Raw genomic sequence first — 25,545 nt, 5'->3', positions numbered from 1 at the left:
TCCCCGTCCTGTCGCCACGGGATGCCACTCCGGTACGCCTCGCGCGACGTGTCGCGTACCGGAGCGGCATCTCGAGGAGGGGCTCAGCGGCGCTTCTCCGGAGTGGGGAGGGTGCCGGAGGCGCGGGCGGCCTCGTACCAGGCGTGCGCCTCCTCCTGGCGCTCCGCCTCGGCGCCGGTCGCGATCGCCGCGCGCACGTGCTCGGGCCCGTAGCCGAACGACGCGACCAGGTCGGCGGCGTGCGGGCGGATGCGGGCGAGCAGCCGGTCGATGTAGGACGTCACCGCGACCGCTCGCTGCGACGACAGGCGCCCGTGGATGAGGTACCAGTCGAGGTGCTTCTCGATCAGGCCCAGGCCGAACAGGTCGCGGAGCCAGGTGAGGACGGTGCGCGTGCCCGCGTCCTCGACGCCGGCGAGCGCCTCCGTGAACGCCTCCCACTGCAGCAGCTCGGCGTGGGCGCGCGCCGCCTCGATGAGCTCGCTCTGGTGCGCGTTGAACAGGCGGGCCGCCTCGTCGGAGGGCAGCTTCGACGCCGGGCGCAGCCGTGAGGCGATCCCCGCGACCATGCTCTCGACGCGGCCGGTGAGCAGCTCGCGCTGGTCCTCCCGCAGCTGGCCGACCGAGCGGGCCGTCGATCCGCGATCGGCGACGACCTGGGCCAGACGGCGCAGACCCGAGTTGTCGACGGTCGCCCCCGCGACCTGCGAGGCGGCGTACCGCGCGAGCTCCGCGGGCTGGGCGCCCTTGAAGCGGCGTCCGACGTCGGTCAGCAGGCGCTTGGCGACCAGCTGGAGGAGCACGGTGTTGTCGCCCTCGAAGGTCGCGTACACGTCGAGGTCGGCGCGCAGCTGCGTGAGCCGGTTCTCCGCCAGGAAGCCCGCGCCTCCGCAGGCCTCGCGCGCCTCCTGCAGCGTGTCGAGAGCGTGCCAGGTCGAGAGCGCCTTCAGCCCCGCGGCGAGGGTCTCGAGGTCCTGCCGCGACTGCTCGGTGTCGTTCGCGCCGGAGAAGACCTCGTCGAACGCCGTCAGCAGCTTCTCGTGCGCGAAGGCGGCGGCGTAGGTGGTGGCCAGGCGCGGCAGGAGGCGGCGCTGGTGCCGCTGGTAGTCGAGCAGCACCTCCTCCCGCTCGCCGCCGCCGGTGAACTGGCGGCGCTGGTCGCCGTAGGTGACGGCGACCGTCAGCGCGATCTTCGCCGCGGCGACCGAGGCTCCGTCGAGCGAGACGCGGCCCTGCACCAGGGTGCCGAGCATGGTGAAGAAGCGGCGGCCCGGGCTCGCGATCGGCGAGGAGTAGGTGCCGTCGGCGGCGACGTCGCCGTAGCGGTTCAGCAGGTTCTCGCGCGGGACGCGGACCCCGTCGAAGTGGAGGCGGCCGTTGTCGATCCCGTTCAGACCGCCCTTGAGGCCGTCGTCCTCCCCGCCGACGCCGGGCAGGAACGCGCCCTGCTCGTCGCGGATCGGGACGAAGAAGGCGTGGACGCCGTGGTTCACCCCTTGGGTGACCAGCTGCGCGAAGACGACCGCCGCGCGCCCGTCCACCGCCGCGTTGCCGAGGTAGTCCTTCCAGGCCGCGCGGAACGGCGTCCGCAGCACGAACACGCCGTCCTCGTAGGTGGCGGTCGTAGCGATCGACGCGACGTCGGAGCCGTGCCCGGTCTCGGTCATCGCGAAGGCGCCCGGGATCTCGAGGCTCATGATCCCCGGCAGCCACTTCTCGTGGTGCGGGCGCGTGCCCAGGTGCAGGACCGCGGCGCCGAAGAGCCCCCACTGCACGCCGGACTTGATCTGCAGCGAGGGGTCGGCGGTGACCAGCTCCTCGAAGCCGGCGATGTTGCCGCCGTGGTCGGCCTCGCCGCCGAGGTCGACCGGGAAGGCGCGGTGCACGCCGCCCTCGGCCGCGAGCACGCGCATCTGCTCCGAGACGCGGAGGCGGTGCTCCTTCATCGGGAGGCCGTCGGTGCGGTGCAGCTCGGGGCGGGCGGTCAGGGCGCGGCTGGCGAGGCGCTGCTCGCGCCAGGCGCCGAGCAGGGTCTCGCCGAGGGCGGCGACGTCGACAGCGGGGGCGCCGTCCTCGTCCAGGCGCGCGTCGACCTCGGAGCCGAGGGAGTCCACCGGCGGCGTGGGCGCGATCGAGCCCGAGCGGGAGCGCCGGGCCCGCGTGCGTCCGGTGGCTGCCCGGTCGGCGGCGTCGGCGGCGGAGCGGGGGTGGGGAGCGGTGCTGACCATGGTGTTCGTGTCCCTTCGACCGTCTGCGGTTCGGGCCGCTCCCGGTGCGTCGTGCGCCGACGGGCGCGGCAGCGGAGGCGGTCCTCGCACGGTAGGTCGCGCGGCGGCGCGGCGGAAACGTTCCGTCGCCCGGGCACAAACGGCGCCGGGCGGAGGCGGAAGCGCGTTGTCGGAACCGACCAGGCGGAGGCGGGGCGCCTCGTCTGTGCGCTGGACGGGCGGTCCCTGCCGACGGGAGCGGAGGAGGGGGCGGCTCGTCCGTGTGCTGAACGGGCTGTCCCTGCGGGCTGCTTCTGCGGAGGAGGGACGCCGCACCGGAGGCCGCCTCGCTAGTCTCTCGGCATGAGCGAGCCGCCGCTGCCTCCCCCTCCGCCCGCCCGACACCCGGCGGCCGGGCCGCCCGCGGACGTCGCGGCAGCGCCTCCCCGGACTCCGGGTGCGCCGCCCGTGGACGTCGCGGCCGCGCCTCCCGCGCCTCCGGCCGCGCCGGGATCCGGGGTGCCGCATGGGCGCCCGGTCCGCGTCTGGGACCTGGTGCTGACGATCGTGCTGATCCTCGTGGCCTCCGCGGTGACGCTGCTGCTGTCGTTCTTCGGGCTGTTCTTCGCGATGGCCAGCGACTCGTGCGGCGGATCGAACGCCTGCGACATCGGCCTGATCGAGGGCGGGGTGGTCCTCGCCGCAGGAGGAGTGTGGGTGCCGTTCCTCGCGGCGCTGGCCGTCTCGATCGTGCTGCTGGTGCGGCGGCGCATCGCGTTCTGGGTGCCGGTGGCGGGCCTCGCGGTGTCGTTCTGCTGCACGCTGCTCGGCGGGTGGATGGCGTCGACGGGCGCGGGCGGCTGAGGGCGCTCGCCGACGCCTCGGACCGAGGACGCTCGCGTCGGTGACGAGGTGGGCACGATCGCCGACGCGGAGCCCGGAACACGGTCGCCCGCGCCGGCGCCCGCCTCCGTCGCGGGCGGTGAATCGCGCGCCTCAGCGACGGATCAGTAGCTGTCCCAGCCGGGCTCCCAGTCGGGCTCGTCCGGCGGCACCCAGTCGTCCTCCGGCGGCTGAGCGGCGGACACCGGCGGACCGGACGACTCGCGGCCGAACGAGGGCTTCGCCCCTTGCGAGCGGGACGACCCGCCACGGGCGGCCGGCGCGCGGCGGGGAGCGGGAGCCTCCTCACCGGGTTCCGGGACGGCGATCTCGGGGCTCTCCCCCGCGACGACGGCGAGAACGGCCTCGCCGTAGGTGAGCAGCTTCTTCTGGCCGACGCCGCCGATGATGCTGAGCGCGTCCATCGTCGCCGGCTCGGCGGTCGCGATCTCGCGGAGGGTCGCGTCGTTGAAGACGATGTAGGCCGGGACCGCCTGCGCGCGGGCCTGCGCGGCGCGCCACTCCCGGAGCCGCTCGAACAGCGGCTGAGCCTCGCCCGACAGCTCGGCGACGGTGGACCGCCCGGAGCGGGAGGATCCGCTGGAGCGGGCCGGCTTCTCCGGCTCCTGCCGCAGCTCGACCTTCCGCTCGCCGCCGAGGACGGAGCCGGACGCGGGCGTGAGCACGAGCGTGCCGAAGCCGTCGTCGTTCACGCCGAGAAGGCCCTGCGCGAGGAGCTGGCGGGCGACTCCGCGCCACTGGGTGTCGCTGAGCTCGGCGCCGATGCCCCAGGTGGCGAGGCCGTCGTGCTGGTGCTGGGTGGTGCGCGGCGTGGTCTTGCCGCGGAGGACGTCGATGATGTGACCGGCGCCGAACTGCTGGTTGCGCTCCCGCTTGAGGCGGACGACCGTCGACAGGAACTTCTGCGCCGCGACCGTGCCGTCCCAGGAGGCGGGCGGCTCGAGGCAGGTGTCGCAGTTGCCGCAGGCGGTGCTCTCCTGGCCGAAGTAGGCGAGCAGGTTCACCCGGCGGCACTGGACCGTCTCGGAGAGCGCGAGCATCGCGTCCAGGTGCGCGGACATCCGCCGACGGTGCGCCAGGTCTCCCGGCGACTCGTCGATCATCCGGCGCTGCTGCACCACGTCCTGCAGGCCGTAGGCGAGCCAGGCGGTGGACGGCAGTCCGTCGCGGCCGGCGCGACCCGTCTCCTGGTAGTAGCCCTCGACCGACTTGGGCAGGTCGATGTGCGCGACGAACCGCACGTCCGGCTTGTCGATCCCCATGCCGAAGGCGATGGTCGCGCAGACGATGACGCCCTCCTCGCGGAGGAACCGCGACTGGGCGGCGGCGCGCACCCGCGAGTCGAGGCCCGCGTGGTACGCGACGGCGTCGAAGCCCGCCGAGCGCAGCGCCTCGGCCGTCGCCTCGACGCTCTTGCGGGAGAGGGCGTAGACGATGCCCGCGTCGTGCGCGTGCTCGCGCCGCAGGAAGTCGATCAGCTGCTTGCGCGGCTCGACCTTGTTGACGATCCGGTACTGGATGTTCGGGCGGTCGAAGCTCGAGACGAAGTGGCGGGCGGCGCCGAGGTGCAGGCGCGAGGTGATCTCGCGGTGCGTCGCCTCGGTGGCGGTCGCGGTGAGGGCGATGCGCGGGACGTCGGGCCAGCGCTCGGCGAGCTCGCCCAGTGCGAGGTAGTCGGGGCGGAAGTCGTGGCCCCACTGGCTGACGCAGTGGGCCTCGTCGATCGCGAAGAGGGCGATCCGGCCGCGGGCGAGGAACTGCTTCATGCCCTCGTTGCCCAGGCGCTCCGGGGCGACGTAGAGCAGGTCGAGCTCGCCGTCGAGGTAGGCGCGCTCGACGCGGCTGCGCTCGCCCGCGTCCTGGGTGGAGTTGAGGAACTCGGCGCGGACGCCGTTCGCGCGGAGGGCGTCGACCTGGTCCTGCATCAGCGCGATGAGCGGGGACACGACCACGCCGGTGCCGGGGCGCACGATGGCGGGGATCTGGTAGCAGAGCGACTTGCCGCCGCCGGTGGGCATCAGGACGACGGCGTCGCCGCCTCCGATGACCTGCTCGACGATGGCCTGCTGCTCGCCGCGGAAGGAGCCGTAGCCGAAGACCTTCTCGAGGATCGCCTGCGCCTCGGAGGATCCGGATCCCGGGGCGCCGCTCGCCGCGTCGCTCCGGACGCCGCCGCGGGACTCCGCCGAGGGGTCGGCGAGCGGCGGGGCGGGGAGGGCTGTCGCGGTGGGCTCTGTCACCCGGGGAACTCTACCCGCCGCCTCCGACGCCGCCCCGGGGGTCCGGGGAACTGTGGAGAAGGGCCGCAGGGAGGGAGCTGGGGAGGCGGCTGCGGGGAGGTCGGGGGTCTTCTGCGGCGCCCGGATCAGAGGTCGGTGAGGGTGCGGGTGTCGCCGTCCCAGAAGCGGACGCCCGCGAGGCCGACGGTGAACGGCTCGCCGAGGAGGGGGACGGCGTCGCCGAGCTGCTCGGCGCGGAGGCGGCGAGAGACGCTGATGTGCGGCGTCCAGGCGTCCGGCAGCGAGGTGTCGACGCCGCCCGGCACGAGGCGCGTGGCACGGCCGTGCAGCGCGTCGAGGGCGGGCGAGCGGACCACTCCCCAGGCGAGGACGAAGCGCCCGGCGTGCGGGAAGAGGAGGACGGCACCGAGGTCGGCCGTCGCCGGCAGCGGACCGAGCGCGCCCGGCTCCGGGGCGGTCAGCTCGGGCCCGGCGATAAGGGTGAGGTGCGGGCGGTTGCTGGCGGACGTGTGCAGTGCGAGGCTCGGGACGCCGGCCGCCTCGAGCGCCTCCCACTGGCTGCGGACGCGAGCCTCCGACTCCGGATCGAGGAGGACTTCGAGGCTGCGCATGTCCACATTCTGCCGCGGCTCCTGTGTGCGGGCCTTCGCAGGCGCGCGGCCACTCGCGGGCGCGCGCGGTCCTCGTCGGCTCCCGCGAGTGCGCAGGAGTCGTCGCACTCGAGCTCGAGTGCGACGACTTCCGCGCACTCGCGGGGGCGGGGAGCGGGGCGGAGACGGGGAGCGGGCGGGCACCGCCCACCCGCGCCCCGCCACCCGCGTCAGCCGATCGTCACGAGGGCGGCGAACAGCTCCGGCGCTCGGCGGTCGACGATCCGACCGCCGACGCGGATGCCCACCAGCGCGAAGACGGTGCCCAGCACGAGGGCGGCCGCCAGTCCGATCAGGCCGAAGGCCGGGTCGCCGCCGATGAGCGAGATCGCGCCGAGGACGATCGACGGGAGCGCCAGCAGACCGGTCGCGGCCATGCTCCCCAGCATCACGACGCTCGAGATCATCCCGGAGCCCGGCGGCGTCTTCAGCGGGCTGTCCCCCGGCCCGGGCACGGGGTAGACGACGAGCGACGAGGCGACGCTCGACACTCCGAACCCGCTGAGAACGAGGGCCAGCGCCATGCCCAGCACGGCCGGGATCGCGTCGGCGCGTCCCGCGTACAGCGCGGTGCCCACCGCCACGGCGACCACCGCAGGGACGCCGATGATCGCGGCGGCGACGACGCGACCGGCGCGGTCGGCCGACCCCGTCACTCCGGAGCTGACGTGCGCCGCCCAGGCGGTGCCGTCGTACGACACGTCGGCGCAGAGGGTCACGCCGAAGATCAGGCCGACGAGCACGGCCGAGAGCAGCACGAAGGTGTCGCCGCCGCTGCCGATCGCGGAGTAGAACACCGCGAGGACGACGACGGCGGGGATGACGAGGAGCCCACGGCTGTAGCGCGGGTCGCGCCACCAGTAGCCGAGGGCACGCGCGGCGACGGCGCCGGTCGGGGTGCCGGGGAAGCGCCCGAACAGGCCGAGGCCCGCGGATCCGGAGGCGGAGTGCGCGCCGGACGCGGCGGGCTCCGCGAGCGCGTGCCGCAGCGCCCGGGCCCACGCCCAGACGAGGACGGCCAGCGTCGCGAGCCCGATCAGCAGGCGCGCGATCGCCGCGACCCAGTCGCCCGCGACGACGGATCCGGGGACGGCCCAGATCGCGCCGAGCGGCGACCAGCCGAGGGTTCCCGCGATCACGGGCAGGACGTCCAGGCCGTCGCGGATCACGTTGGTCAGGCCGAAGAAGAGCGGTCCGAGCAGGATGACGACGACGAGCACGACGCCGCCGATCACCTCGCGGTAGCGGCGGCTCGAGCCCAGGCCCGTGGTGAGCGCGCCGATCAGGCGGGACGCGACCACGCAGGTCGCGACGCCGATCACCGCGGCGACGAGGCCGGGCAGGATGCCGATCGGACGGCTCCACCAGGCGGCGGCGGAGGCGAGCGCCCCGAGCGTGGTCACCACGCCGGGGATGCCCGCGAGGCCCGCGGCGGCGAGCCCGAGGAGGAGGGTCCGCAGCGGGATCGGGAAGGTCGCGAGGGTGGGCAGGTCGAGGCTCTGGTCGGAGCCGGACAGGAAGATCGGCCCGAGCACCCAGCCGAGGATCAGAGCGGAGCCGCCGAGGACGATCGCGACGTTCGCGAACGCCGGGTCCGTGCCTCCGAGCGCGACCAGGCCGGCCGCGACCAGGCCGAGCACCGCGATCGCGTAGAGACCGCCGAGGATCACGCCGATCAGCTGCCACACGTTCCGCGTCAGCGAGTTGCGGAGCAGGAGCAGCCGCAGCCTCAGGAGATGCGCAACCATGCCGGTCCCTCCTGGTGGGTGCGGCCGCCGACCAGCTCGACGAAGCGCTCCTCGAGGCTGGAGCCGGCGCGGACCTCCTCGAGGGTGCCGGAGGCGAGCACGCGGCCGTCGGCGATGACGGCGACGCGGTCGCACATCCGCTCGACGAGGTCCATGGAGTGGGACGAGACGATGACCGTGCCGCCCGACGCGACGAAGCCGGTGAGGATGTCGCGGATGTTCGCCGCCGAGACCGGGTCGACCGACTCGAACGGCTCGTCGAGCACCAGGAGGCGCGGGGCGCGCACGAGCGCGCAGGCGAGCGCGATCTTCTTGGTCATGCCCGCGGAGTAGTCCACGACGAGCGTGCGGTCGGCCGGATCGAGGCCGAGCAGGGCGAGGAGGTCGTCGGTCCGCTCGACGACGACGGAGCGCTCGAGCCCGCAGAGCAGGCCGTAGTAGGTGACGAGCTGGAGACCGGTGAGGCGGTCGAACAGCTTGACGCCGTCGGCGAGGACGCCGATCAGCCGCTTCGCCTCGAGGGTGTCCTTCCAGACGTCGACCTCGTGGATCGTGACGACGCCGCTGTCGGGGCGGAGCAGGGCCGTGGCCATCGAGAGGGTCGTCGTCTTGCCCGCGCCGTTGGGGCCGACGAGCCCGAAGAAGGAGCCGGCGGGGACGTCGAGGTCGATGTCCTTCACGGCCTCCTTGTCGCCGAAGCGCTTGCGGAGGCCGCGGATCCGCAGAGCGACCTCGCCGTGGCGGCCGGAGGCCTCGGGGGCGGCCCACGCGGGGGTCGCGGAGTCGGTGTGCGCGGAGTCGGTGTGCTCGGCAGCGGTGCCGTCGGCGGCGGTGCGCGCGGCGGGGCTCTCGGTGTCCGTGCCGTCCTGGGGAATGCCGGGGGGCGTCGTCCCGTCCATGTGTGTCCCTTCCGGGCCGCGGTGGGCGGCCGCTCCTCCACCCTAGGCAGGCGCTGCGGCCGGGGCATCCGTCCCGCGATGGAGTCGCGCTGAACGCGCCGGCGCGGCCCCGGTGGTCCGGCGGGGCGGGGCGGGAGCACGGCCGCCTACGCTGGCCCCATGCCCACGCTCCTCCTCGTCCGGCACGGACGCACCACCGCGAACACCGCGGGGATCCTCGCCGGACGCACCGCCGGAGTGCGGCTCGACGACGTCGGACGCACGCAGGCGGCGCGCACCGGGGAGCGGCTGGCGGCGGTCGAGCTCGCGACCGTGGTGTCGAGCCCGCTCGAGCGGTGCCGGCAGACCACGCGCTTCGTCCTCGAGCGGCAGACGGGATCGCCGGCGACCGTGATCGACAAGGGCATCACCGAGTGCGACTACGGCGACTGGTCGGGGCGCTCGCTGCGGGATCTCGCGACGGAGCCGCTCTGGGCGACGGTGCAGAACCAGCCCTCCGCGGTGGTGTTCCCCGGCGGCGAGGGGATGCTCGCGATGCAGGCCCGGGCCGTATCGGCGATCCGGCGGCACGACGCGGCGGTGGCGGAGGAGCACGGGGCCGGCGCGGTGTGGGCGGCGGTCAGCCACGGAGACACGATCAAGGCGATCCTCGCGGACGCGCTCGGCATGCACCTCGACCTGTTCCAGAGGCTCAGCGTCGGACCGGCGTCGGTGTCGATCATCCGCTACGGCGCGGGGCGGCCCGAGGTCGTCGCGATGAACACGGACGCCGGGGACCTGGGCTGGCTGCGGAAGGCGGCCCCCGTGGCGGACGCCGCTGTGGGGGGCGGGGCGGGGCACGAGTAGGCGCGGTTCGGGAGGGCCGCTTCAGGGCTCGACCGAGCGGCAGGGACGCGGGTGCTCGGCGGCGGTGGATCTCGATGCGCCCGCTCCGCGGGGGGCTCGGTCAGCAGAAGAGACGGCTGCTCGATCAGCAGGCCGCCCGAGCCCGACGCGCGCAGCCACCGCGGAGGCGGGCGCTCGTAGACTGGGGGCATGCCTCCGATCGTGCACGGATTCGACTGGCCCGATCGCGTCGTCGTGGGGACCGTCGGCTCACCCGGCTCGCGCTCCTTCTACCTCCAGGCCAAGACCGGGCCCCGCGTGGTCAGCGTCGGCCTCGAGAAGCAGCAGTCGGCCCTCCTCGCCGAGAAGATCGACGAGATCCTCGACCAGCTGATGACCGCCCAGGGCAACCCGGTCAGCGTCCCCGCCGGCACTCCCCCGGAGCTCGTCGACAACGACCCGCTCGACCAGCCCGTGGAGCCCGAGTTCCGCGTCGGCGGTCTCAGCCTCGGCTGGGACCCGTCCACCGCGCAGATCGTGATCGAGGCCTACCCGCTGACCGAGGCGGAGGACGACTCCGAGGAGGAGCCCGAGCCCACCGAGATGCTGCAGGTGAAGATCCCGGTCGGAACGGCGCGCGCCTTCGCGAAGCGCACCCTCGAGGTCGTCGGCGCCGGACGTCCGCTCTGCCCCCGCTGCGGCGAGCCGATGGATCCCGACGGGCACGACTGCCCGCTCGCATGAGCGACCCGGGCGGGCTCGACGGCGAGCTGGAGCTGGCCGGCCGGATCACGATCGCCTCGAACGCGACGTTCCTCGCGCAGCTCGGCGAGACGTCCGTCGTCTACAAGCCGATCTCGGGCGAGAAGCCGCTGTGGGACTTCCCGGACGGCGTGCTCGCGGGCCGCGAGGTCGCCGCGTACCTCGTCTCGGAGGCGCTCGGCTGGAACGTGGTGCCGCGCACGTGGCTCCGCGACGGTCCTCTCGGGCCGGGCATGGTCCAGCTCTGGCAGGACATCGATCCGGACCAGGACGCGGTCGACCTGGTGCCCGCCGACGCCGTGCCCGACGGATGGCGGCACGTCCTCGACGGCAGCGACGAGGAGGACCGCGACATCTCCCTCGTGCACGAGGACTCGACGGCGCTGCGCCGGATGGCCGTGTTCGACGTGGTCGCCAACAACGCGGACCGGAAGGGCGGGCACGTGCTCGCGCTGCCCGACGGCCACCGCTACGGGGTCGACCACGGCCTCACCTTCCACTCCGAGCACAAGCTGCGCACGGTCCTCTGGGGCTGGATCGGCGAACCGCTGCTCGAGGAGGAGCTGACGGCGCTGGCGCTCCTGCGCGCGCAGATCGACGGACCGCTCGGCGAGGCGCTCTCGGAGCTGCTCACCGAGGACGAGGTCGCCGCGTTCGCGAAGCGCTGCGAGCGGCTCGGCTCCTTCGGCCGCTTCCCAGGCCCGCGGGGCGGGATGCCCGCGGTGCCCTGGCCGCTGTTCTGAGCCGGGCGCGGTCGGAACTCAGGACGAACGCCTCCGGAGCGGCGGAGACGCGCTGATCCTCAGGCGCGGGAGCGGGTCCCTCCTGCATCCTGAGCGGCTCAGAAGCTCCAGCCGCGGCCGAACAGCTCCTCGCCCGGCGTCCCGCCGCCTCCCGGACCCGCGCCGCGAGCGCCGAGGTAGGAGGAGACGACGGCCGCTCCCAGGTCCTCCGCCTCCGGGTTCACCACCGAGCCGCCGACCCGGCGGGCGAGCGAGTCGATGAAGCGCGCGAGGCCCGGGTCGTCGCCCAGGCGGAAGAACGTGGTGTGCGCGCCGAGGCGGAGCGACGCGTCGAGCTCGCGGACCGCGACGGCGACCGTCAGCGGGTCCGGCGGGTAGTCGAAGAAGACGCCGCCGTCGGGCTCGAGGTGCGCGGTCGGCTCGCCGTCGGTGACGATGAGCAGCACCGGCTGCGCGTTCGGGTGCTTGCGGAAGTGCCGGTTGGCCAGCAGCAGCGCGTGGTGCAGGTTCGTGCCCTTGTCCCACTCGGCGTCCAGGCCCACCAGCTGCTCGACGTCCATCACCTCGGCGCGTCGGCCGAAGGCGACGAGCTGCAGCGCGTCTCCGCGGAACCGGCTGCTGATCAGGGTGTGCAGGGCGAGCGCGGTGCGCTTCATCGGCACCCAGCGGCCGTCCATCGCCATCGAGAACGAGGTGTCGACGAGGAGCGCGACACAGGCCTGCGTGCGCGCCTCCGTCTCCTGCACCTCGACGTCGTCGATCAGGATGCGCACCCCCGAGCCGACCGGCCGGCCCTCGCCGGCGGTGCGGGTGAGGGCGTTGGTCACCGTGCGGGGGATGTCCCAGGCCTCGGTGTCGCCGAACTCCCACGAGCGCGTCGCTCCGGAGCGCTCGCCCGCCGCGCCCGCGCGCCGGACGTCGCGGGCGCCCTGACGGCCGGAGACGGTCTCGGCGATGTCGCGCAGGAGCGCTTTGCCGAGCTGGCGCATGGCCTTCGGGCTGAGGGCGAGGCGGCCGTCGGAGCCGCGGCGCAAAGTCCCGGAGTCGCGCAGGGCCCGCTCCAGGCGCTTCAGCGTCTGCGCGTCGACGGAGGCGTCCTCGCCGAGGCGCTTCGCCAGCAGGTCGAGGTCGAGGTCGTCGAGGGAGGAGCGGTCCGTCTGCGCGAGCTGGTCGGCGAGGGCGTCGAGGTCGGCCAGCTCCTGGAACACGCCCGTCCCGTCGCCGAGGCCGAGCCCCTGCTCGCCGTCCATCCGCTCGGAGCCGCCCCAGTCCTCGCCGGGACGGAGCCCCCGCAGGGTCTCGTCGAGGCGGCCGAGGGACTGCATGAGCTCCGGCGTGCCGAAGGCCTCCTGGGCGAGGGCGTCGAGCTCGGCGCGCTGCTCGGCGGTCATCGAGTTGCGCATCCGCTGGGCCGCCGCCGCGCGGGCGGCGAGCGCGTCGATCAGCTCGTCCACCGATTCCGGGCCCTCGGGGAAGTACTCGCCGTGCTGCTCCATGAAGGCGTCGAACTGCTCGGGGGTGTCCTCCCCGCGCGCGTGCGCCTCGAGCAGCTCGTTCAGGTCGCGGAGCATCGCGTCGATCGCGGCGCGGTCCTCGTCGCTCGCGTTCTCGAGGGCCTGCTTCATCCCCTCGAAGCGCTGATCGAGCATCTCGCGGCCCAGGAGCTCGCGGATCCGCTCGAAGTCGGCGCGCGCCTCGGGGCTCTGCCAGCGGTAGTCGCGGAGCTCCGAGACGGCCGCGGCCGGCGAGGGCGGGAGGCTGTCGAGCTGGATCTCGGCGAGCGCGCGGTCGCCGTCGTCCATCTGCGTGTCGCGGGCGAGCTGCTTGCGCTCGGCGAGGACGGCCTTGTCGAGGAGCTCGCGGATCTCGCGGAGCGTACCGTCGAGGTTGTTCCTCTGCGTGAGCTCGCGACGCCGCTCGGCGACGCGGGCTGCCAGGTCGTCCAGGCCCTCGCGGTCGCGGGTGCCCCGGCGGAGGAACTCGCGCAGGGCGCGCTCGGGCGAGGTGCCGCCCATCACGTCCTCGCCGATCGCGTCGAGGGCCTCCTTCAGGTCGACCGGAGGAGCGAGCGGATCGGGTCCCCCGTCGTACTTCGCGTAGCGCGCGTCGCGCTTCAGCCGCCGGTTGCCGCGCGGAGCATCAGCCATAGACGGCCTCGCCCCCGCCCGTCTCCTTGCTCAGCTTGCGCGAGAGGTAGAGGCCCTCGAGGGCGAGCTCGACCGCTCCGGCGCGGCGCCCCTCCCCCACGGCGTCGAGGCGCTCGGCGACCTCGTCGTACACGCGGGCCTCGCCCAGCAGCGGCAGGCCGGCCAGGAACTCGCGGGCGGTCACCTGCTCGCCCGTCGTGATCATCGCGCCGTTCTCGACGGCCTCGACGAGCGGCCCGAGGTCGACGCCGCGCAGGTGGGCGCGGACGGTCTCGGCGGTGGCCTGACGGAGCAGGTGGTCGAGGATCTCGTCCTCGCGGCCCTCCTCCCCCGCCTCGAACTCGATCTTGCCGCCGAGCACGTCGACGGCGGTCTCGAGGTCGATGGGGCGGGCGACCGCCTCCTCCTCGCCGCGGCGGGTGGCGCGGTGCAGGGCGGCGGCGGCGATCGTCTCGGCGCCGGCGATGGCGAAGCGGGCGCTGACGCCGCTGCGCTGGTCGACGGAGCTCGACTCGCGCAGGGCCCGCGTGAAGCGGGCGAGGATCTCGATGAGCGCATCGGGCACGGTCGCGACGAGGTCCGCCTCCTGCCGGATGACGGCGACCTCGTCGACGAGAGCCGTCGGGTAGTGGGTGCGGATCTCGGCGCCGAAGCGGTCCTTCAGCGGCGTGATGATCCGGCCGCGGTTCGTGTAGTCCTCCGGGTTCGCGCTCGCGACGACGAGGACGTCGAGGGGGAGGCGGAGGACGTAGCCGCGGATCTGGATGTCGCGCTCCTCCATCACGTTGAGCATGGCGACCTGGATCCGCTCGGCCAGGTCCGGCAGCTCGTTGATCGCGACGATGCCGCGGTGGCTGCGCGGGATGAGGCCGAAGTGGATGGTCTCCGGGTCGCCCAGGCTGCGGCCCTCGGCCACCTTCATCGGGTCGACGTCGCCGATGAGGTCGGCGACGCTGGTGTCGGGGGTGGCCAGCTTCTCGACGTAGCGCTCCTCGCGGGGCTTCCACCCGACGGGCAGGTCCTCGCCCAGCTCCTCCGCGCGGCGGCGGCTCTCCGTGGTGATCGGCTCGTAGGGGTGCTCACCGAGCTCGGACCCCTCGATGACGGGCGTCCACTCGTCGAGCAGGCCGACGAAGGTGCGCAGGAGGCGGGTCTTGCCCTGGCCGCGCTCGCCCAGCAGGACGATGTCGTGGCCGGCGATGACGGCGCGCTCGACCTGCGGGATGACCGTCTCGGCGAAGCCGTGCAGGCCCGGCCAGGGATCGCGGCCCTCGCGCAGGGCGTCGAGCAGGTTGTCGCGGATCTCGGTGCGGAGGCTCTTCTGCACGTGCCCGGAGGCACGGAGCTGGCCGAGGGTCTGGGTCGTCGGGCGCATCACCTCGGCAACGCTACGCCGCAGGTCCGACACGTGGTGGAGGTGCGGCGGATTCGCGGCGCGGGCTTGCGCGGGGGCCGCGCCGCGGACGGCTCAGCGCTCGAGGCGCGGGGCGGCGGCGAGCAGGCGGCGCGTGTACTCCTCCTGCGGTGCGGCGAGGAGCGACGCGGCCGGCCCCGCCTCGACGATCCGGCCCTCGCGCATCACCGCGATGCGATCGCTCATGTGGGCGATCACGCCGAGGTCGTGCGAGATGAGGAGGAGGGCGAGGCCGTGACGGCGCTGCAGGTCGTCGAGCAGGTCGAGGATCTGCGCCTGCACCGACACGTCGAGGGCCGAGACGGGCTCGTCGCAGATCAGCACGTCGGGGCGCGTCGCCAGCGCCCGGGCGATCGAGACGCGCTGGCGCTGACCGCCGGAGAGGGTCCGCGGCGAGCGCCGCTCCAGGGCGGGGTCGAGCCCCACGCTCTCGAGCAGCGCGGGCACGGAGGCGGCGCCGGCGTCGCGGAGGAGGCGGCCGACGCTCCAGCGCGGGTCGAACGAGGAGAGGCTGTCCTGGTAGACGGCGCCGATCCGCGGGCGGCGGGGACGGCGGGAGCGCTCGGTCGCTGCCGACCACGGCTCGCCGAACAGCTCGACGGCGCCCGCGTCCGGACGCCGCAGCGCCAGCACGAGCCGGGCCACCGTGCTCTTGCCCGACCCGGACTCGCCGACGAGCCCGACGGTCTCGCCGCGCCGCAGCCGGAGGTCGACGTCGTCGACCGCGACCCGCACTCCTCCGCCGGGCAGCGGGAAGCGGGCGGCGAGTCCGCGGGCCGCGACCACGACCTCGCCGGGAGTCTCGGGCGGGGTCGCCGGTGCGGTCGGGTCGGTGAGCCGGGAGCCGCGCGGGCGCCCGGCGGGGACGGCGGCCACGAGCGCGCGGGCCTCGGAGCTGCGGGGCGCGCGCAGCACCTCGGCCCCGGTCCCCTCCTCCACCACACGGCCGTCGGCCAGCACGAGGATGCGGTCGGCGAGGCCCGCCACCACCGCGAGGTCGTGCGAGACCAGGACGAGCGCCCGGCCGCGCGCCTTCTGCTCGGCGAAGAGCTCGAGCACGCGGGCCTGGACGGTGACGTCGAGCGCGGTGGTCGGCTCGTCGGCGACGAGCAACGGCGGATCGAGCGCCACGGCCGCCGCGAGGAGGGCGCGCTGGCGGAGACCGCCGGAGAGGTCGCCGGAGCGCTCCCGCATCCGCTCGGCCGGCTCCGGCATGCCGACGCTCGCCAGGGCCTCGACCGTCCGCTGCGCGCGCTCGGCCGCGGGGAGGCGGCCGTGGAGGCGGAGCACGTCGCCGATCTCGCGGCCGATCGGGCGCAGCGGGTCGAGCGAGAGCAGCGCGTCCTGCGGGACGAAGCCGACGGATCCGCCGCGCAGCCGCCGCAGCTCCCGCTCGCCCGCTCCGACCACCTCGGTCCCGCCGACGCGGACGCTCCCGGTCACGGCGCCTCCGCTCAGCCCCAGCAGCGCTCGCGCGGTGACGCTCTTGCCCGACCCGGACTCGCCGACGATCGCGACGCACTCCCCCGGCTCCACGCGGAACGAGACCCCGTGCACCACCTCGACTCCGTCGAAGGCGACCCGGAGCCCCTCGACGACGACCGCGCTCACCGCGCACCCCGCAGACGCCCGCCGAGGACCGTCGTCGCGATCGTGGTCAGCACGATCGCCAGCCCCGGGAACACGGTCAGCCACCACGCGCTCGCGAGGTAGGTGCGGCCCGCCGAGAGCATCGCGCCCCACTCCGGCGCGGGCGGCTCGGCGCCCAGGCCCAGGTAGCTGAGGGCCGAGGCCCAGACGATCGCCTGGCCGACGCCGAGGGTCGCCAGCACGGCGAGCGGCCCGAAGGTGTTGGGGAGGACGTGCCGGACGAGGATGCGGACGGGTCCGTGGCCCAGCACGCGCGCCGCCTCGACGTAGCCGGAGTCGCGGATGCCGAGCAGCTGCGTGCGCAGGATGCGGGCGTACCCCGGCGCGGTCGAGAGGCCGACCGCGATGGTGGCGGGGACGACTCCGGGACCCGTGACCACGATCACGAGCAGCGCGAGCAGGAGCGCGGGGAAGGCGAAGAGCACCTCGAGTACGCGGCCGATCACGCCGTCGACGACGCGGCCGCCGAACGCCGCGACCACCCCGAGCACCGCGCCGAGGACGAGGCCGATCGCGGTGGCGCTGGCGCCGATCAGGAGGGATGCGCCGGCCCCCGCGATGAGGCGGCTGAGGACGTCGCGACCGGACTCGTCGGTGCCGAGCAGGTGCGCGGCACCCGGTGGGGTGAAGGCGTCGCGCGGGGCGACGGCGAGCGGATCGGAGGGGGCGAGCAGCCCGGGCGCGACGGCGGCGAGCAGGAGCAGCACCACGAAGACCGCGGCCAGCACCTCGCCGGCGCGGAGGCGGGAGGGACCCCGGCGGAGCGGGCGGGCGGCGCGCAGCTCGAGCTCGCTCACGCGACCGCCTCCCGCCGGGCCAGCCGCGGGTCGATCACGCGCGTCAGCAGATCGGTGGCGAGGGTCACGACGATGTACGCCAGCGCCGTGACCAGCACGACACCCGTCACCACCGGCACGTCACGGACGGTCACCGCCGCGAGCAGAGTCCGGCCGAGCCCCGGCCTCGCGAAGATCGTCTCGACCACCACGGCCCCGCCGATCAGGTAGCCGAACGCCCAGCCCGAGAGCGAGACCCCTGGCAGCACCGCGTGGCGCAGCGCGTGGCGGGCGCGGACGCCGAGCTCGCCCTCGCCGCGCGCCCGAGCGGCGAGCACGAACGGCGACTCCAGCGCGTCGAGGAGGGAGCGGCGCATCACCTGGCCGAGGAAGCCCGCCAGCGGGATCGCGAGGGTGAGCGTCGGCAGCACCAGCCCGGCGGGCGACCCGGTGCTGACCGGGGGCAGCCAGCGCAGCGCGGTCGCGAAGACGGCGATCAGCACGGTCGCCAGCCAGAAGTGCGGGAGCGCGGCCGCCGTGAGCTCGAGGCCGGACCCGACCGCGGCGGCGAGGCGGCCGCCCCGGGTCGACCAGAGGGCGGTCGCGAGCGCCAGGATCCATGCGGCGGTGAGCGCGAGCACGGCGAGCAGGAGGGTGCCGGGCAGCTGCTCACCGAGGATCTGCGCGACGGGAGTGCGCAGAGAGTAGGAGGTGCCGAGGTCGCCGCGCGCGAGCCTGCCGAGCTGCACCAGGTACTGCACGAGGAGCGGCTGGTCGAGGCCGTACTGCTCCCGCACCGCGGCGAGCGCCTCGGGCGACGCCTGCGAGCCCGGACCGCCGAGGATCGCCTGCGCCGGATCGCCGGGGACGAGGCGGATGAGGACGAAGACGGCGGTCGCGACGGCCCACAGCACCACGAGGGCGCCACCGAGGCGGAGGAGCACGCGACGGATCATGCGGGCGGGCGTCCTCTCTGGTCGGGGCGGTGGAGGGGGGCGTCGTCGAGGTCCGCTCCCTCCGGAGCACGCGATGCGCGACCGACGGCGGCTACTCGACCAGCATGGAGGACGGACCCCTGCTGATCGAGCAGCCCGCGGAGCGGACGCATCGAGATCCGCCCGTCCGATCGCGGGGTCTCGGTGCGCCGCCGCGGCGACTACTCGACCGGCATGCGTCCGCTCTTCGATCGGTGCAGGCGGCTCTCCGGGGCCGGGTCAGACCCAGGCGTCGGCGAACCAGGGGGTCGACACGGTGTCGAGGGCGACGAGGCCCTGGACGGCCGACCGGTGCAGGTAGTGGTTCTGCTGGTCGTAGAGCGGCAGAATCCAGTAGCCCTCGAGGACGATCCGCTGCGCCTGCTCGTACAGGTCGGCGCGGGCGTCCTCGTCGGTCGTGGCGCTCGCCTGCTCGAGCAGCGAGTCGAGCGCGGGGTCGGCGATCTGCGCGTGGTTGGCGAAGTAGCCGCTCGGCGCGGGGGTGATGCCCGAGGAGGAGTAGAGGATCCGCAGCACGTCGGGTCCGACCTTCGTGTACGGGGCGCTCACCAGCTCGTACTCGTTCGACGCGAGCGCGGTGTACCAGCTCGACAGGTCGAGCAGGCTGATCCGCACGTCGAAGCCGAGGGTCTTCGCCGAGGCCTGGATCTGCTCGAACAGCGACTGCTCGGCCGGGATCGACTGGTTGGTGCTGACGGGGAATCGCAGCGTCAGCGGCGTGCCGTCCTTCTCGCGGATGCCGTCGCCGTCCGAGTCCACCCAGCCGGCCTTCTCGAGCAGATCCTCGGCGGCGGCCGTCTCGGAGTCGGACCCGGCGTCCTCGAAGAGCGACGGGTCGGAGTACGCGGTCGCCTCGCGGCTGGACAGCGGGGAGTAGGAGCGCTCGGCGGTGCCGAAGAAGAGGGAGTCGATCGCGTCGTTCACGCCGACGCCGCGGACGAAGGCCTCGCGAACGGACTCGTCGTCGAACGGCGCCTGCCCGGAGTTGAGCTCGAGGCGGTTGACCGAGCCGGGCCGGGGCGCGTCGAGCTCGACGAGTTCGGTGGCTCCGGTCGCGGCCTTCAGAGTGTCGGGCTGGGCGTTGTCGAGCACGTCGACCTCGCCCGACTGCAGCGCCGCATAGCGGGTGGCGGAGTCGGGGATGAAGCGCCAGGTGATGCTCGCCAGGTGCGCGGGGCCCTCGTGGCCGTCCCCGGTCGGGCCGGTCGACGCGTCGTAGGCCTCATTGCGGGTGAGGGTCACGTGGTCCTGCTTGACCCACTCCGAGACGGTGAAGGGGCCGGTGCCGACGGGCGCCTCGCAGTTGGCCGCCTCGCCGCGGGCGATGCCGGCGGGCGACTCGATCGCGGTCCACGGCTGCGCGAGCGACTCGAGCAGCGCACTGTCCGGCGCGGTCAGGGTGAAGCGGGCGACGGTTGGCGAGACCGCGGTGACGGAGGCGACCTTCGCCACGGCGAGGTAGCCGGTGGAGGACTTGGTCGCCGGGTCCTGCAGGTGCGCGATGTTCGCGGCGACCGCCTCCGCGTCGAGGGCGGTGCCGTCGGTGAAGGTCGCGCCCTCGCGCAGGGTGAAGTCGTAGCTGAGCGCGTCGTCCGAGACGGTCCACGACTCGGCCAGCCACGGCGTGATGGTGCCGTCGGCGTCGCGCGAGACGAGCGACTCGAGCACCTGCGTCGCGAGCAGCGCCTGCGGGTAGTTGCCGCCGACGTGCGGGTCGAGGCAGGTGGGCTCGCCGTCGCCGGACGCGTAGGTCAGCGTCCCGCCGTCGACGGGGGTGCTGGAGGCGTCGGGCGTCTCGGCGGTGCAGCCGCTGAGCAGGAGCGCGGCGGCCGCGACGGCGGCGGGGAGGGCGAGGAGGCGGGAGCGCAGCGGCATGACGTCTTTCGTGGAGGGGTCGGGGGTGCACGCATTTCTTGGACGCGACCCAGGAAACGCTAGCAGGGCGTGGAGGCGGCGGACGGGGATCGCTCGGATCCGTGGAGGAGCGCCCGGATCCCGCGCTGGGGAGGGACGAACCGCGCTGTCAGAGGCCCCTGATGCGCCGGGCGGTCGAGAAGGGCCTCCGCTCTCCTACTGTCGACGCATGACCTCCGCCGTGCTCGCCCTCCTGTTCGGCTCCGCCGTCGCCCTCGTGGGCCTCGTGCCCTGGGCCGCCCTGCAGTACCGGCGGCGCGGCGTCCTCGGGATCGGCAACGCGGTGCTGGCCTTCGCCGCCGTGGTCTACGCGCTCGCCCTCGTCACCTACACGCTCCTCCCCCTGCCCGACGAGGCGACGGTCACCGCCGCCTGCCGCACCGGATCGGGTCCGCAGCTGCGCCTGTTCGCCTTCGTCGGCGACATCGCGAAGGAGGGCGGGATCGACGGGCCCCGCGCGCTGCTGACGAACCCCGCGTCCGCGCAGGTGCTCCTCAACGTGGTCTTCTTCGTCCCCCTCGGGATGCTCGTCCGCCACCTCGCTCTGCGCGGGCGCCTCGTCGCCGGGATGGTCGGCGGCACCGCCGTCGGCTTCGCCGTCTCGCTCCTCATCGAGGTCACGCAGCTCACGGGCGACTGGTTCCTCTACCCGTGCGCCTACCGGCTCTTCGACGTCGACGACCTGCTGGCCAACACGGCCGGCGCCCTGCTCGGCACCCTCCTCTCCCCCGTCCTCCTCCTCTTCACCCGCCGGGCCGAGGGCGCGGTGCCGGAGCTGGCCCGCCCGGTCACGATCCGCCGCCGCGCGTTCGGCATGTTCTGCGACGTTCTCGCGCTGAGCCTCATCACGGGCGCGCTCGTCTCGATCACCGGGGTCGGCCTCGTGCTCGCGGGGGTGGACACGCGCTCGAGCCCCGGGGACGTGGTTGTCGGCGCCCTGCCGTTCGTCGCTCCGCTGCTCCAGCTGGTGATCGTGCTGCGGTCCGGACGGACCCTCGGCGAGACGGTGGTGCGCCTGCGTCCCGAGCCGCGACCGCTCCTCTGGCAGCGGCTCGTGCGCTGGGCGGCGGGATCGGGCGGCTGGTCGACCCTGCTCGCCGTCGAGGGCGGGTTCTGGTCGCTGCTCGCCTTCGTCCTCGCGGCGGCCGCGATGATCGGCCTGGTCGCGACACGGGGCCGCCGGGGGACTGCGAACGCGCTGGCTCGCCTCGACGTCGTGGACGAGCGGGCGGAGGCGCCGTCCGCCGTCCGGAAGACGGACTGAGAGGAGCCTGCCGGACGCCTGGGCCGGCCGGTGGTCAGACCGCCGCGCGGAGCCCCTCGACAAGGTCGTGCTGCGCCTCGCGGCCGGCCCGCGTGGGCACGAGCGGGTACACGTGGACCTGCCCGACGGCCTCGTGGAGCTCGAACGGGACCCCGGCGGCCGCCGCCCGCTCGGCCAGCACGTGGGCGTCCGGATTGAGGACGTCACGCGTGCCGCTGAAGACGGTGAGCGGACCGAGACCCGCCAGGTCGCCGAACAGCGGGCTGACCGCGGGATCGAGCAGGTCGAGGGCGCCGCGCCAGCTCTCGGCGAGGACGCGACCGCCCGGGGTGCCGAGCCAGGGATCGGTCGGCTGCACCTCTTGGATGCGCGGATTGCTCCAGGAGAGGTCGAGCGCGGGCGAGACGAGGGTGGTGCGCGGCAGGACCACCCCGTCGTCGCGCAGGGCGAGAGCCGTCGAGAGGGCGATCTGGCCGCCGGCCGAGTCGCCGGCGAGGCAGGTCGCGCCGTGCCGCTCCAGACTTCGCAGCACCAGGCCTCGGACGCCGTCGCGCGCCTCGAGCGCCGTGCCGAAGGGCACGAGCGGGTAGATCGGGAGGGTCACCGCGACGGAGGCCTCGTCGGCGATGCGGGCGGCGAGCCACCAGTGCTGGGGCGCGATCTCGTTCACCCAGCCGCCGCCGTGGACGTAGACGACGCCGCCGCGGATCACCCGCGGGCGGATCGTGTAGACCGGCCAGGAGCCGACCTGCTCCACGTCGACGCGCACGCCGGGCCGGAGGCGGGGCGGCGGGCCGTAGGAGGCGGGACGGAGCGCGCGCTCCCGGATGCGGCGACGGGCTCCCTCCGCGCTGACGAAGGTGCGGTTCGCACGGGCGAGCCGGAGCGCGAGCGGGACGAGGGCATCGGGGACGACGAGCGGCATCGCCCGAGCATCGCGCACCCCGGTGCGCGGCGGCTGGGCGGCGACGGGCTGCGCGGCTGCGGACTCTGCGGCGACGGCCTCGGCAGCCACCGACGCGACAGCCACGGACTCCGCCGCCGATCCACGGAGGTCGGAGGACGCGGCGCGGGCTCCGCGGACGGAGCGTCGGAACCCGCGGACGCAGCGTCGGAGACCGCGGTCGTCGCCCGGGCACCCCGCGGACAGCACGACGGCCCGGCCCGTGGAGGGAGCCGGGCCGGGGCCGCCGGTCAGCGTGGTGCCTGCATGCCCGCGGAGCGCGGGTCGGCAGCCACCTCGCTGTCGCCGTGCGCTGCGGGTCAGCGGCGCGCGGCGGAGCGGCCGGCGAAGCGGGTGTAGACGAGCAGGACGATGATCGCTCCGATGATCGAGCCGATGATGCCGGCGGGCTGGAAGAAGCCGTCCATCGGGTCGTGCTGGAAGATCAGGAAGCCGAGGAAGCCGCCGACGAACGAGCCGACGATGCCGAGCACGATGGTCATGCCGATGCTGATGCTCTGCTTCCCGGGGACGATGAGGCGGGCCAGCGCTCCTGCGATGAGTCCGACGACGATGAGGCTGATGATGAGACCGAGCATGGCGGTCGTCCTTCCGTTGTGCGGGCGGGGGCCCGCTGATCGGTTCCGCGGTTGCGGGACCGGTGGCTACGCAACCACCCCGGAGGAGGCGGCGGTACACCCCTGGGGGTGTGCTCGCCCCGACGGGCCGTGCGGTAGCGTCCGACCATGACCCGCCGTGCGCCCCTCACCGTCGCGCTCGTCGACGACTACGACGTCGTCCTCACGGGCCTCGCGCACATGTTCGACCACTACCGCGATCGGGTGGTCGTCGCCGAGATCGACGCGAACGCCTCCCTCTCCGATCGGATCGACGTCGTCCTCTACGACTCGTTCGCCCAGCCGGAGTCGGACCACCACGAGATCGCGGAGCTGGTGCGCAACGAGCGGGCCGAGCACGTGGTCGTCTACACCTGGAACTTCGCGCCGACGCTCATCGCGGACGCCCTCGAGCAGGGCGTCCACGGCTACCTCTCCAAGACCCTGCCGGCGCGGGAGCTGGTGGCCGCGCTCGAGCGGGTGGCGGCGGGCGAGGTCGTCGTCAGCGATCCTCCGCGGCGGGCGGGCAGCGCACCGGGCCTCGACTGGCCGGGCCGCCACGAGGGCATCACCGACCGGGAGTCGGAGATCCTCGCGCTCATCACGCAGGGCAAGAGCAACGCCGACGTCGCCGCGCTCACCTACCTCAGCCCCAACACGGTGAAGTCCTACATCCGCAGCGTCTACGGCAAGATCGGCGCGACCAGCCGCACGCAGGCCGTCCTCTGGGGCGTCGACCACGGCTTCACCCCCGACCACCACCGCATCGACCACTGGCTCGGCGGCCCCTGACCCGCGCCCGCGGGACGCCACTCCGGTACGCGACCCGCCGACGAACCCGCACCCGGGAGGCGTCTCGCGGGAGGGGGCGGGGGCGCACGCACCGCTACGGTGTCGCCATGCCCCTCGACCGCGCGCCGACCATCCGCGACGTCGCGGTGCGGGCCGGAGTGTCGTACCAGACGGTCTCGCGCGTGCTCAACGACAGCTCCCAGCTGCGGCCGCGCACCCGGGAGCGCGTGCTCGCCGCGATCGAGGACCTCGGCTTCCGCCCCAGCGCCGCCGCCCGCGCCCTGGCGACGAGCCGCTCCGGCCTGATCGGGATCCTCGCCGCCGAGAGCCACAGCTTCTACGGCACCGCCACCGCGATGGCCGCGATCGAGCAGGCGGCGCGCGACGCGGGCTACCGGGTCCCGGTCGTGAACGCGGCGCCGGACGCGGAGTCGCTGGCCGACGGCCTCGCCCACCTGCAGCGGGAGTCGGTGGAGGCGATCGTGGTCCTCGCCCCGCAGGAGCGCGCGCTGGAGGCGATCGAGAGCCTCGCGATCGGCGTCCCGTCGGTGACGCTCGGCGCGACGGACCGCGGCGCCGACTCCCTGCTCCTCGTCGACCAGGCGGCCGGAGCGCGACTGGCGACCGAGCACCTCGTCGGCCTCGGCCACACCCGCATCGCGCACCTCGCCGGTCCGCAGCACTGGGTGGAGGCGCAGGCGCGGCTCGAGGGCTTCGGCGCCGGGATGAGCGCGGCCGGCCTCGACCCCGTCGCCGTCGTGGAGGGCGACTGGAGCGCCGAGTCCGGCTACCGCGCCGGCCTCCGCCTCCTCGACTCCTCGCCCCGGCCGACCGCGGTGTTCGCCGGCAATGACCAGATGGCCCTCGGACTCCTGCACGCCTGCACCGAGCGGGGACTGCGCGTGCCCGAGGACCTCAGCGTCGTCGGCTTCGACGACGTCCCCGAGGCGGCGCACTACCAGCCGCCGCTGACCACCATCCGCCAGGACTTCGCGGAAGTCGGCCGCCGCACGATCGGCGTCGTGCTCGCGGAGCTGCGCGGCGAGGAGCCCGCCGTCGACCGCCCGGTGCCGCCGGTGCTGGTGGAGCGGGCGTCGACGGCTCAGGCCTGAGCAGCACCGGCCCCCGCCTCACCCCGCGTGCGGCAGCAGCACCTCCACGCGCCCCTCGCGCACCCGCGTCTCGAACCGCGGCTGCGGCGAGGTGGCCGGCCCCCGCAGCACCTCGCCGGTCTCGAGCGAGAAGGCGCTGCCGTGCCACGGGCAGGCGACGCACGCCTCCCCCGAGCCGTCCGCCGTGACCTCGCCGTCGTCGAGCGGGCCGGAGAGGTGGCTGCAGACGTTCGAGAGCACGTCGATCCGCTCGCCCCGCCGGAAGGCGAGCAGGGGGAGGCCCGCGACCTCCCTCCTCACCGGCGTGCGCTCCGGCAGGTCCGCCAGGGCGCCGAGCTCCTGCCAGCCAGAGGGGAAGCGGTGCGGCACGTCCTCCGCGTGGTTCGCCCCCGCCGCCTGCCGGTAGCTGAGGTGGCCGCCCAGGTAGCCGCCGCCCGAGACGACGGCGAGCCCGAGCATCCCGAGCACCTTCCCGCTCGTGGTGCGCCCGCGGCGGCGCTGCACCCACGACGCGGCGTAGAGGCCCGTCGCGACCACGTTGGCCGCCGAGTGCACCAGCCCGACGCGGGTCTGCTGCTCGTGCAGCTCCGACCAGTCGGTGAAGCCGGAGGCGGCGGTCGGCAGGACGCTGATCACGCCGACGCCGACGAGGGTCCGCGCCGCCCGCTGGTTCCCCGGCAGCAGGTCGAGCACCGCCGCCGACACCCAGGCGCCGGTGGGCACGAGGACGAGCAGCGGATGGACGGGGTGGCCGACCGGGACGCCGTGCAGCACGTCCCGCACCGGCTGCGGCCGGACCACCGCGTTCACGGCCCGCTTCACCCGGCCGACGAGCGGATCGAGGGCGGCGGCGTTCTCGAGGCGGGTGACGAGTCTGACGAGTCTGATCTCACGCATGCCTCATGCGACCAAGCGGGCGGCCCCGGCGGAAGGGGCTTGCGGCG

Annotated in this window: 21 protein-coding genes; 7 read left to right on the top strand and 14 right to left on the bottom strand. The window is 74.6% G+C overall.

Features of this window, described 5'->3' with window-relative positions; all coding sequences use genetic code 11:
* Window positions 1-83 precede the first annotated feature (83 nt).
* On the bottom strand, window positions 84-2,228 hold the full coding sequence (locus C5C37_RS02325) for an acyl-CoA dehydrogenase (RefSeq protein ID WP_104233657.1): 2,145 nt from the start codon (window positions 2,226-2,228) through the stop codon (window positions 84-86).
* 342 nt (window positions 2,229-2,570) lie between these two features.
* On the opposite strand from C5C37_RS02325, the gene C5C37_RS02320 reads away from it, so the two are divergent.
* Window positions 2,571-3,071, top strand: coding sequence for a DUF6264 family protein (locus C5C37_RS02320; RefSeq protein WP_219812269.1), 501 nt, complete (start codon window positions 2,571-2,573; stop codon window positions 3,069-3,071).
* Window positions 3,072-3,214: 143 nt separating this feature from the next.
* Here C5C37_RS02320 and recQ read toward each other — a convergent pair whose 3' ends face one another.
* From recQ to C5C37_RS02305, 4 genes are all read right to left on the bottom strand, one after another.
* Complete coding sequence (gene recQ, locus C5C37_RS02315) at window positions 3,215-5,350, bottom strand: DNA helicase RecQ (protein WP_181067822.1); 2,136 nt, start codon at window positions 5,348-5,350, stop codon at window positions 3,215-3,217.
* A gap of 125 nt (window positions 5,351-5,475) precedes the next feature.
* Entirely contained in the window at window positions 5,476-5,961 is a 486-nt protein-coding gene (locus C5C37_RS17335) for a 2'-5' RNA ligase family protein (protein ID WP_181127356.1), read from the bottom strand.
* A gap of 209 nt (window positions 5,962-6,170) precedes the next feature.
* Window positions 6,171-7,748, bottom strand: coding sequence for a transporter (locus C5C37_RS02310; protein ID WP_104338391.1), 1,578 nt, complete (start codon window positions 7,746-7,748; stop codon window positions 6,171-6,173).
* Window positions 7,730-8,647 (bottom strand): ABC transporter ATP-binding protein, encoded by a 918-nt coding sequence (locus C5C37_RS02305; protein ID WP_104225053.1) that lies wholly within the window; start codon window positions 8,645-8,647, stop codon window positions 7,730-7,732. Before C5C37_RS02305 ends, C5C37_RS02310 begins: the two co-directional genes overlap by 19 nt.
* 159 nt (window positions 8,648-8,806) lie before the next feature.
* Here C5C37_RS02305 and C5C37_RS02300 point away from each other — a divergent pair, with 159 nt between their 5' ends.
* The 3 genes from C5C37_RS02300 to C5C37_RS02290 all read left to right on the top strand — a co-directional run bounded on the left by C5C37_RS02300 (window position 8,807) and on the right by C5C37_RS02290 (window position 10,977).
* Entirely contained in the window at window positions 8,807-9,493 is a 687-nt protein-coding gene (locus C5C37_RS02300; protein ID WP_104226042.1) for a histidine phosphatase family protein, read from the top strand.
* Between the two features lie 189 nt (window positions 9,494-9,682).
* Window positions 9,683-10,216: a DUF3090 domain-containing protein gene (locus C5C37_RS02295; RefSeq protein ID WP_104225051.1), complete on the top strand. Its 534-nt coding sequence runs from the start codon at window positions 9,683-9,685 to the stop codon at window positions 10,214-10,216.
* On the top strand, window positions 10,213-10,977 hold the full coding sequence (locus C5C37_RS02290; protein WP_104226043.1) for an SCO1664 family protein: 765 nt from the start codon (window positions 10,213-10,215) through the stop codon (window positions 10,975-10,977). Before C5C37_RS02295 ends, C5C37_RS02290 begins: the two co-directional genes overlap by 4 nt.
* Before the next feature lie 98 nt (window positions 10,978-11,075).
* Here the strand turns inward: C5C37_RS02290 and C5C37_RS02285 are convergent, their stop codons facing one another.
* The 6 genes from C5C37_RS02285 to C5C37_RS02260 all read right to left on the bottom strand — a co-directional run bounded on the left by C5C37_RS02285 (window position 11,076) and on the right by C5C37_RS02260 (window position 19,834).
* Window positions 11,076-13,124, bottom strand: a complete 2,049-nt coding sequence (locus C5C37_RS02285; protein WP_104287762.1) for a VWA domain-containing protein — start codon at window positions 13,122-13,124, stop codon at window positions 11,076-11,078.
* A complete protein-coding gene (locus C5C37_RS02280; protein ID WP_104287763.1) occupies window positions 13,117-14,499 on the bottom strand; it encodes a magnesium chelatase in 1,383 nt (460 codons plus the stop codon). The genes C5C37_RS02285 and C5C37_RS02280 overlap by 8 nt, the downstream gene beginning before the upstream one ends.
* Before the next feature lie 93 nt (window positions 14,500-14,592).
* Window positions 14,593-16,149 carry an ABC transporter ATP-binding protein gene (locus tag C5C37_RS02275; protein WP_104338390.1) on the bottom strand — a complete coding sequence of 519 codons (1,557 nt, stop codon included), beginning with the start codon at window positions 16,147-16,149 and terminating at the stop codon, window positions 14,593-14,595.
* Window positions 16,146-16,985 (bottom strand): ABC transporter permease, encoded by an 840-nt coding sequence (locus C5C37_RS02270; protein WP_104225046.1) that lies wholly within the window; start codon window positions 16,983-16,985, stop codon window positions 16,146-16,148. Before C5C37_RS02270 ends, C5C37_RS02275 begins: the two co-directional genes overlap by 4 nt.
* Window positions 16,982-17,920 carry an ABC transporter permease gene (locus tag C5C37_RS02265; protein ID WP_104225045.1) on the bottom strand — a complete coding sequence of 313 codons (939 nt, stop codon included), beginning with the start codon at window positions 17,918-17,920 and terminating at the stop codon, window positions 16,982-16,984. The genes C5C37_RS02270 and C5C37_RS02265 overlap by 4 nt, the downstream gene beginning before the upstream one ends.
* A 258-nt stretch (window positions 17,921-18,178) precedes the next feature.
* On the bottom strand, window positions 18,179-19,834 hold the full coding sequence (locus tag C5C37_RS02260; RefSeq protein ID WP_104338389.1) for an ABC transporter substrate-binding protein: 1,656 nt from the start codon (window positions 19,832-19,834) through the stop codon (window positions 18,179-18,181).
* Between the two features lie 208 nt (window positions 19,835-20,042).
* On the opposite strand from C5C37_RS02260, the gene C5C37_RS02255 reads away from it, so the two are divergent.
* Window positions 20,043-21,137 (top strand): VanZ family protein, encoded by a 1,095-nt coding sequence (locus C5C37_RS02255; RefSeq protein WP_181127355.1) that lies wholly within the window; start codon window positions 20,043-20,045, stop codon window positions 21,135-21,137.
* A gap of 34 nt (window positions 21,138-21,171) precedes the next feature.
* On the opposite strand, the gene C5C37_RS02250 is transcribed toward C5C37_RS02255, so the two are convergent.
* Window positions 21,172-22,062 (bottom strand): alpha/beta hydrolase fold domain-containing protein, encoded by an 891-nt coding sequence (locus tag C5C37_RS02250; RefSeq protein WP_104269145.1) that lies wholly within the window; start codon window positions 22,060-22,062, stop codon window positions 21,172-21,174.
* 338 nt (window positions 22,063-22,400) lie between these two features.
* The gene (locus tag C5C37_RS02245) at window positions 22,401-22,679 is read right to left on the bottom strand and encodes a GlsB/YeaQ/YmgE family stress response membrane protein (protein ID WP_104225042.1); all 279 of its coding nucleotides are present in this window, start codon (window positions 22,677-22,679) and stop codon (window positions 22,401-22,403) included.
* A 147-nt stretch (window positions 22,680-22,826) separates the two neighbouring features.
* Between C5C37_RS02245 and C5C37_RS02240 the strand changes: the two genes are divergently transcribed.
* Entirely contained in the window at window positions 22,827-23,489 is a 663-nt protein-coding gene (locus C5C37_RS02240) for a response regulator transcription factor (RefSeq protein WP_104225041.1), read from the top strand.
* Between the two features lie 107 nt (window positions 23,490-23,596).
* Complete coding sequence (locus tag C5C37_RS02235; RefSeq protein WP_104338387.1) at window positions 23,597-24,601, top strand: LacI family DNA-binding transcriptional regulator; 1,005 nt, start codon at window positions 23,597-23,599, stop codon at window positions 24,599-24,601.
* An 18-nt stretch (window positions 24,602-24,619) separates the two neighbouring features.
* On the opposite strand, the gene C5C37_RS02230 is transcribed toward C5C37_RS02235, so the two are convergent.
* On the bottom strand, window positions 24,620-25,498 hold the full coding sequence (locus C5C37_RS02230; RefSeq protein ID WP_104338386.1) for a Rieske 2Fe-2S domain-containing protein: 879 nt from the start codon (window positions 25,496-25,498) through the stop codon (window positions 24,620-24,622).
* Between the last annotated feature and the right edge of the window lie 47 nt (window positions 25,499-25,545).

Origin of the sequence: Rathayibacter sp. AY1F9 (genome assembly GCF_002932155.1) — a bacterium.
In the GTDB taxonomy this organism is placed as follows: domain Bacteria; phylum Actinomycetota; class Actinomycetes; order Actinomycetales; family Microbacteriaceae; genus Rathayibacter.
Note: the sequence above shows the minus strand (reverse complement) of the source record. Positions and strands in the feature narration are given on the sequence as shown.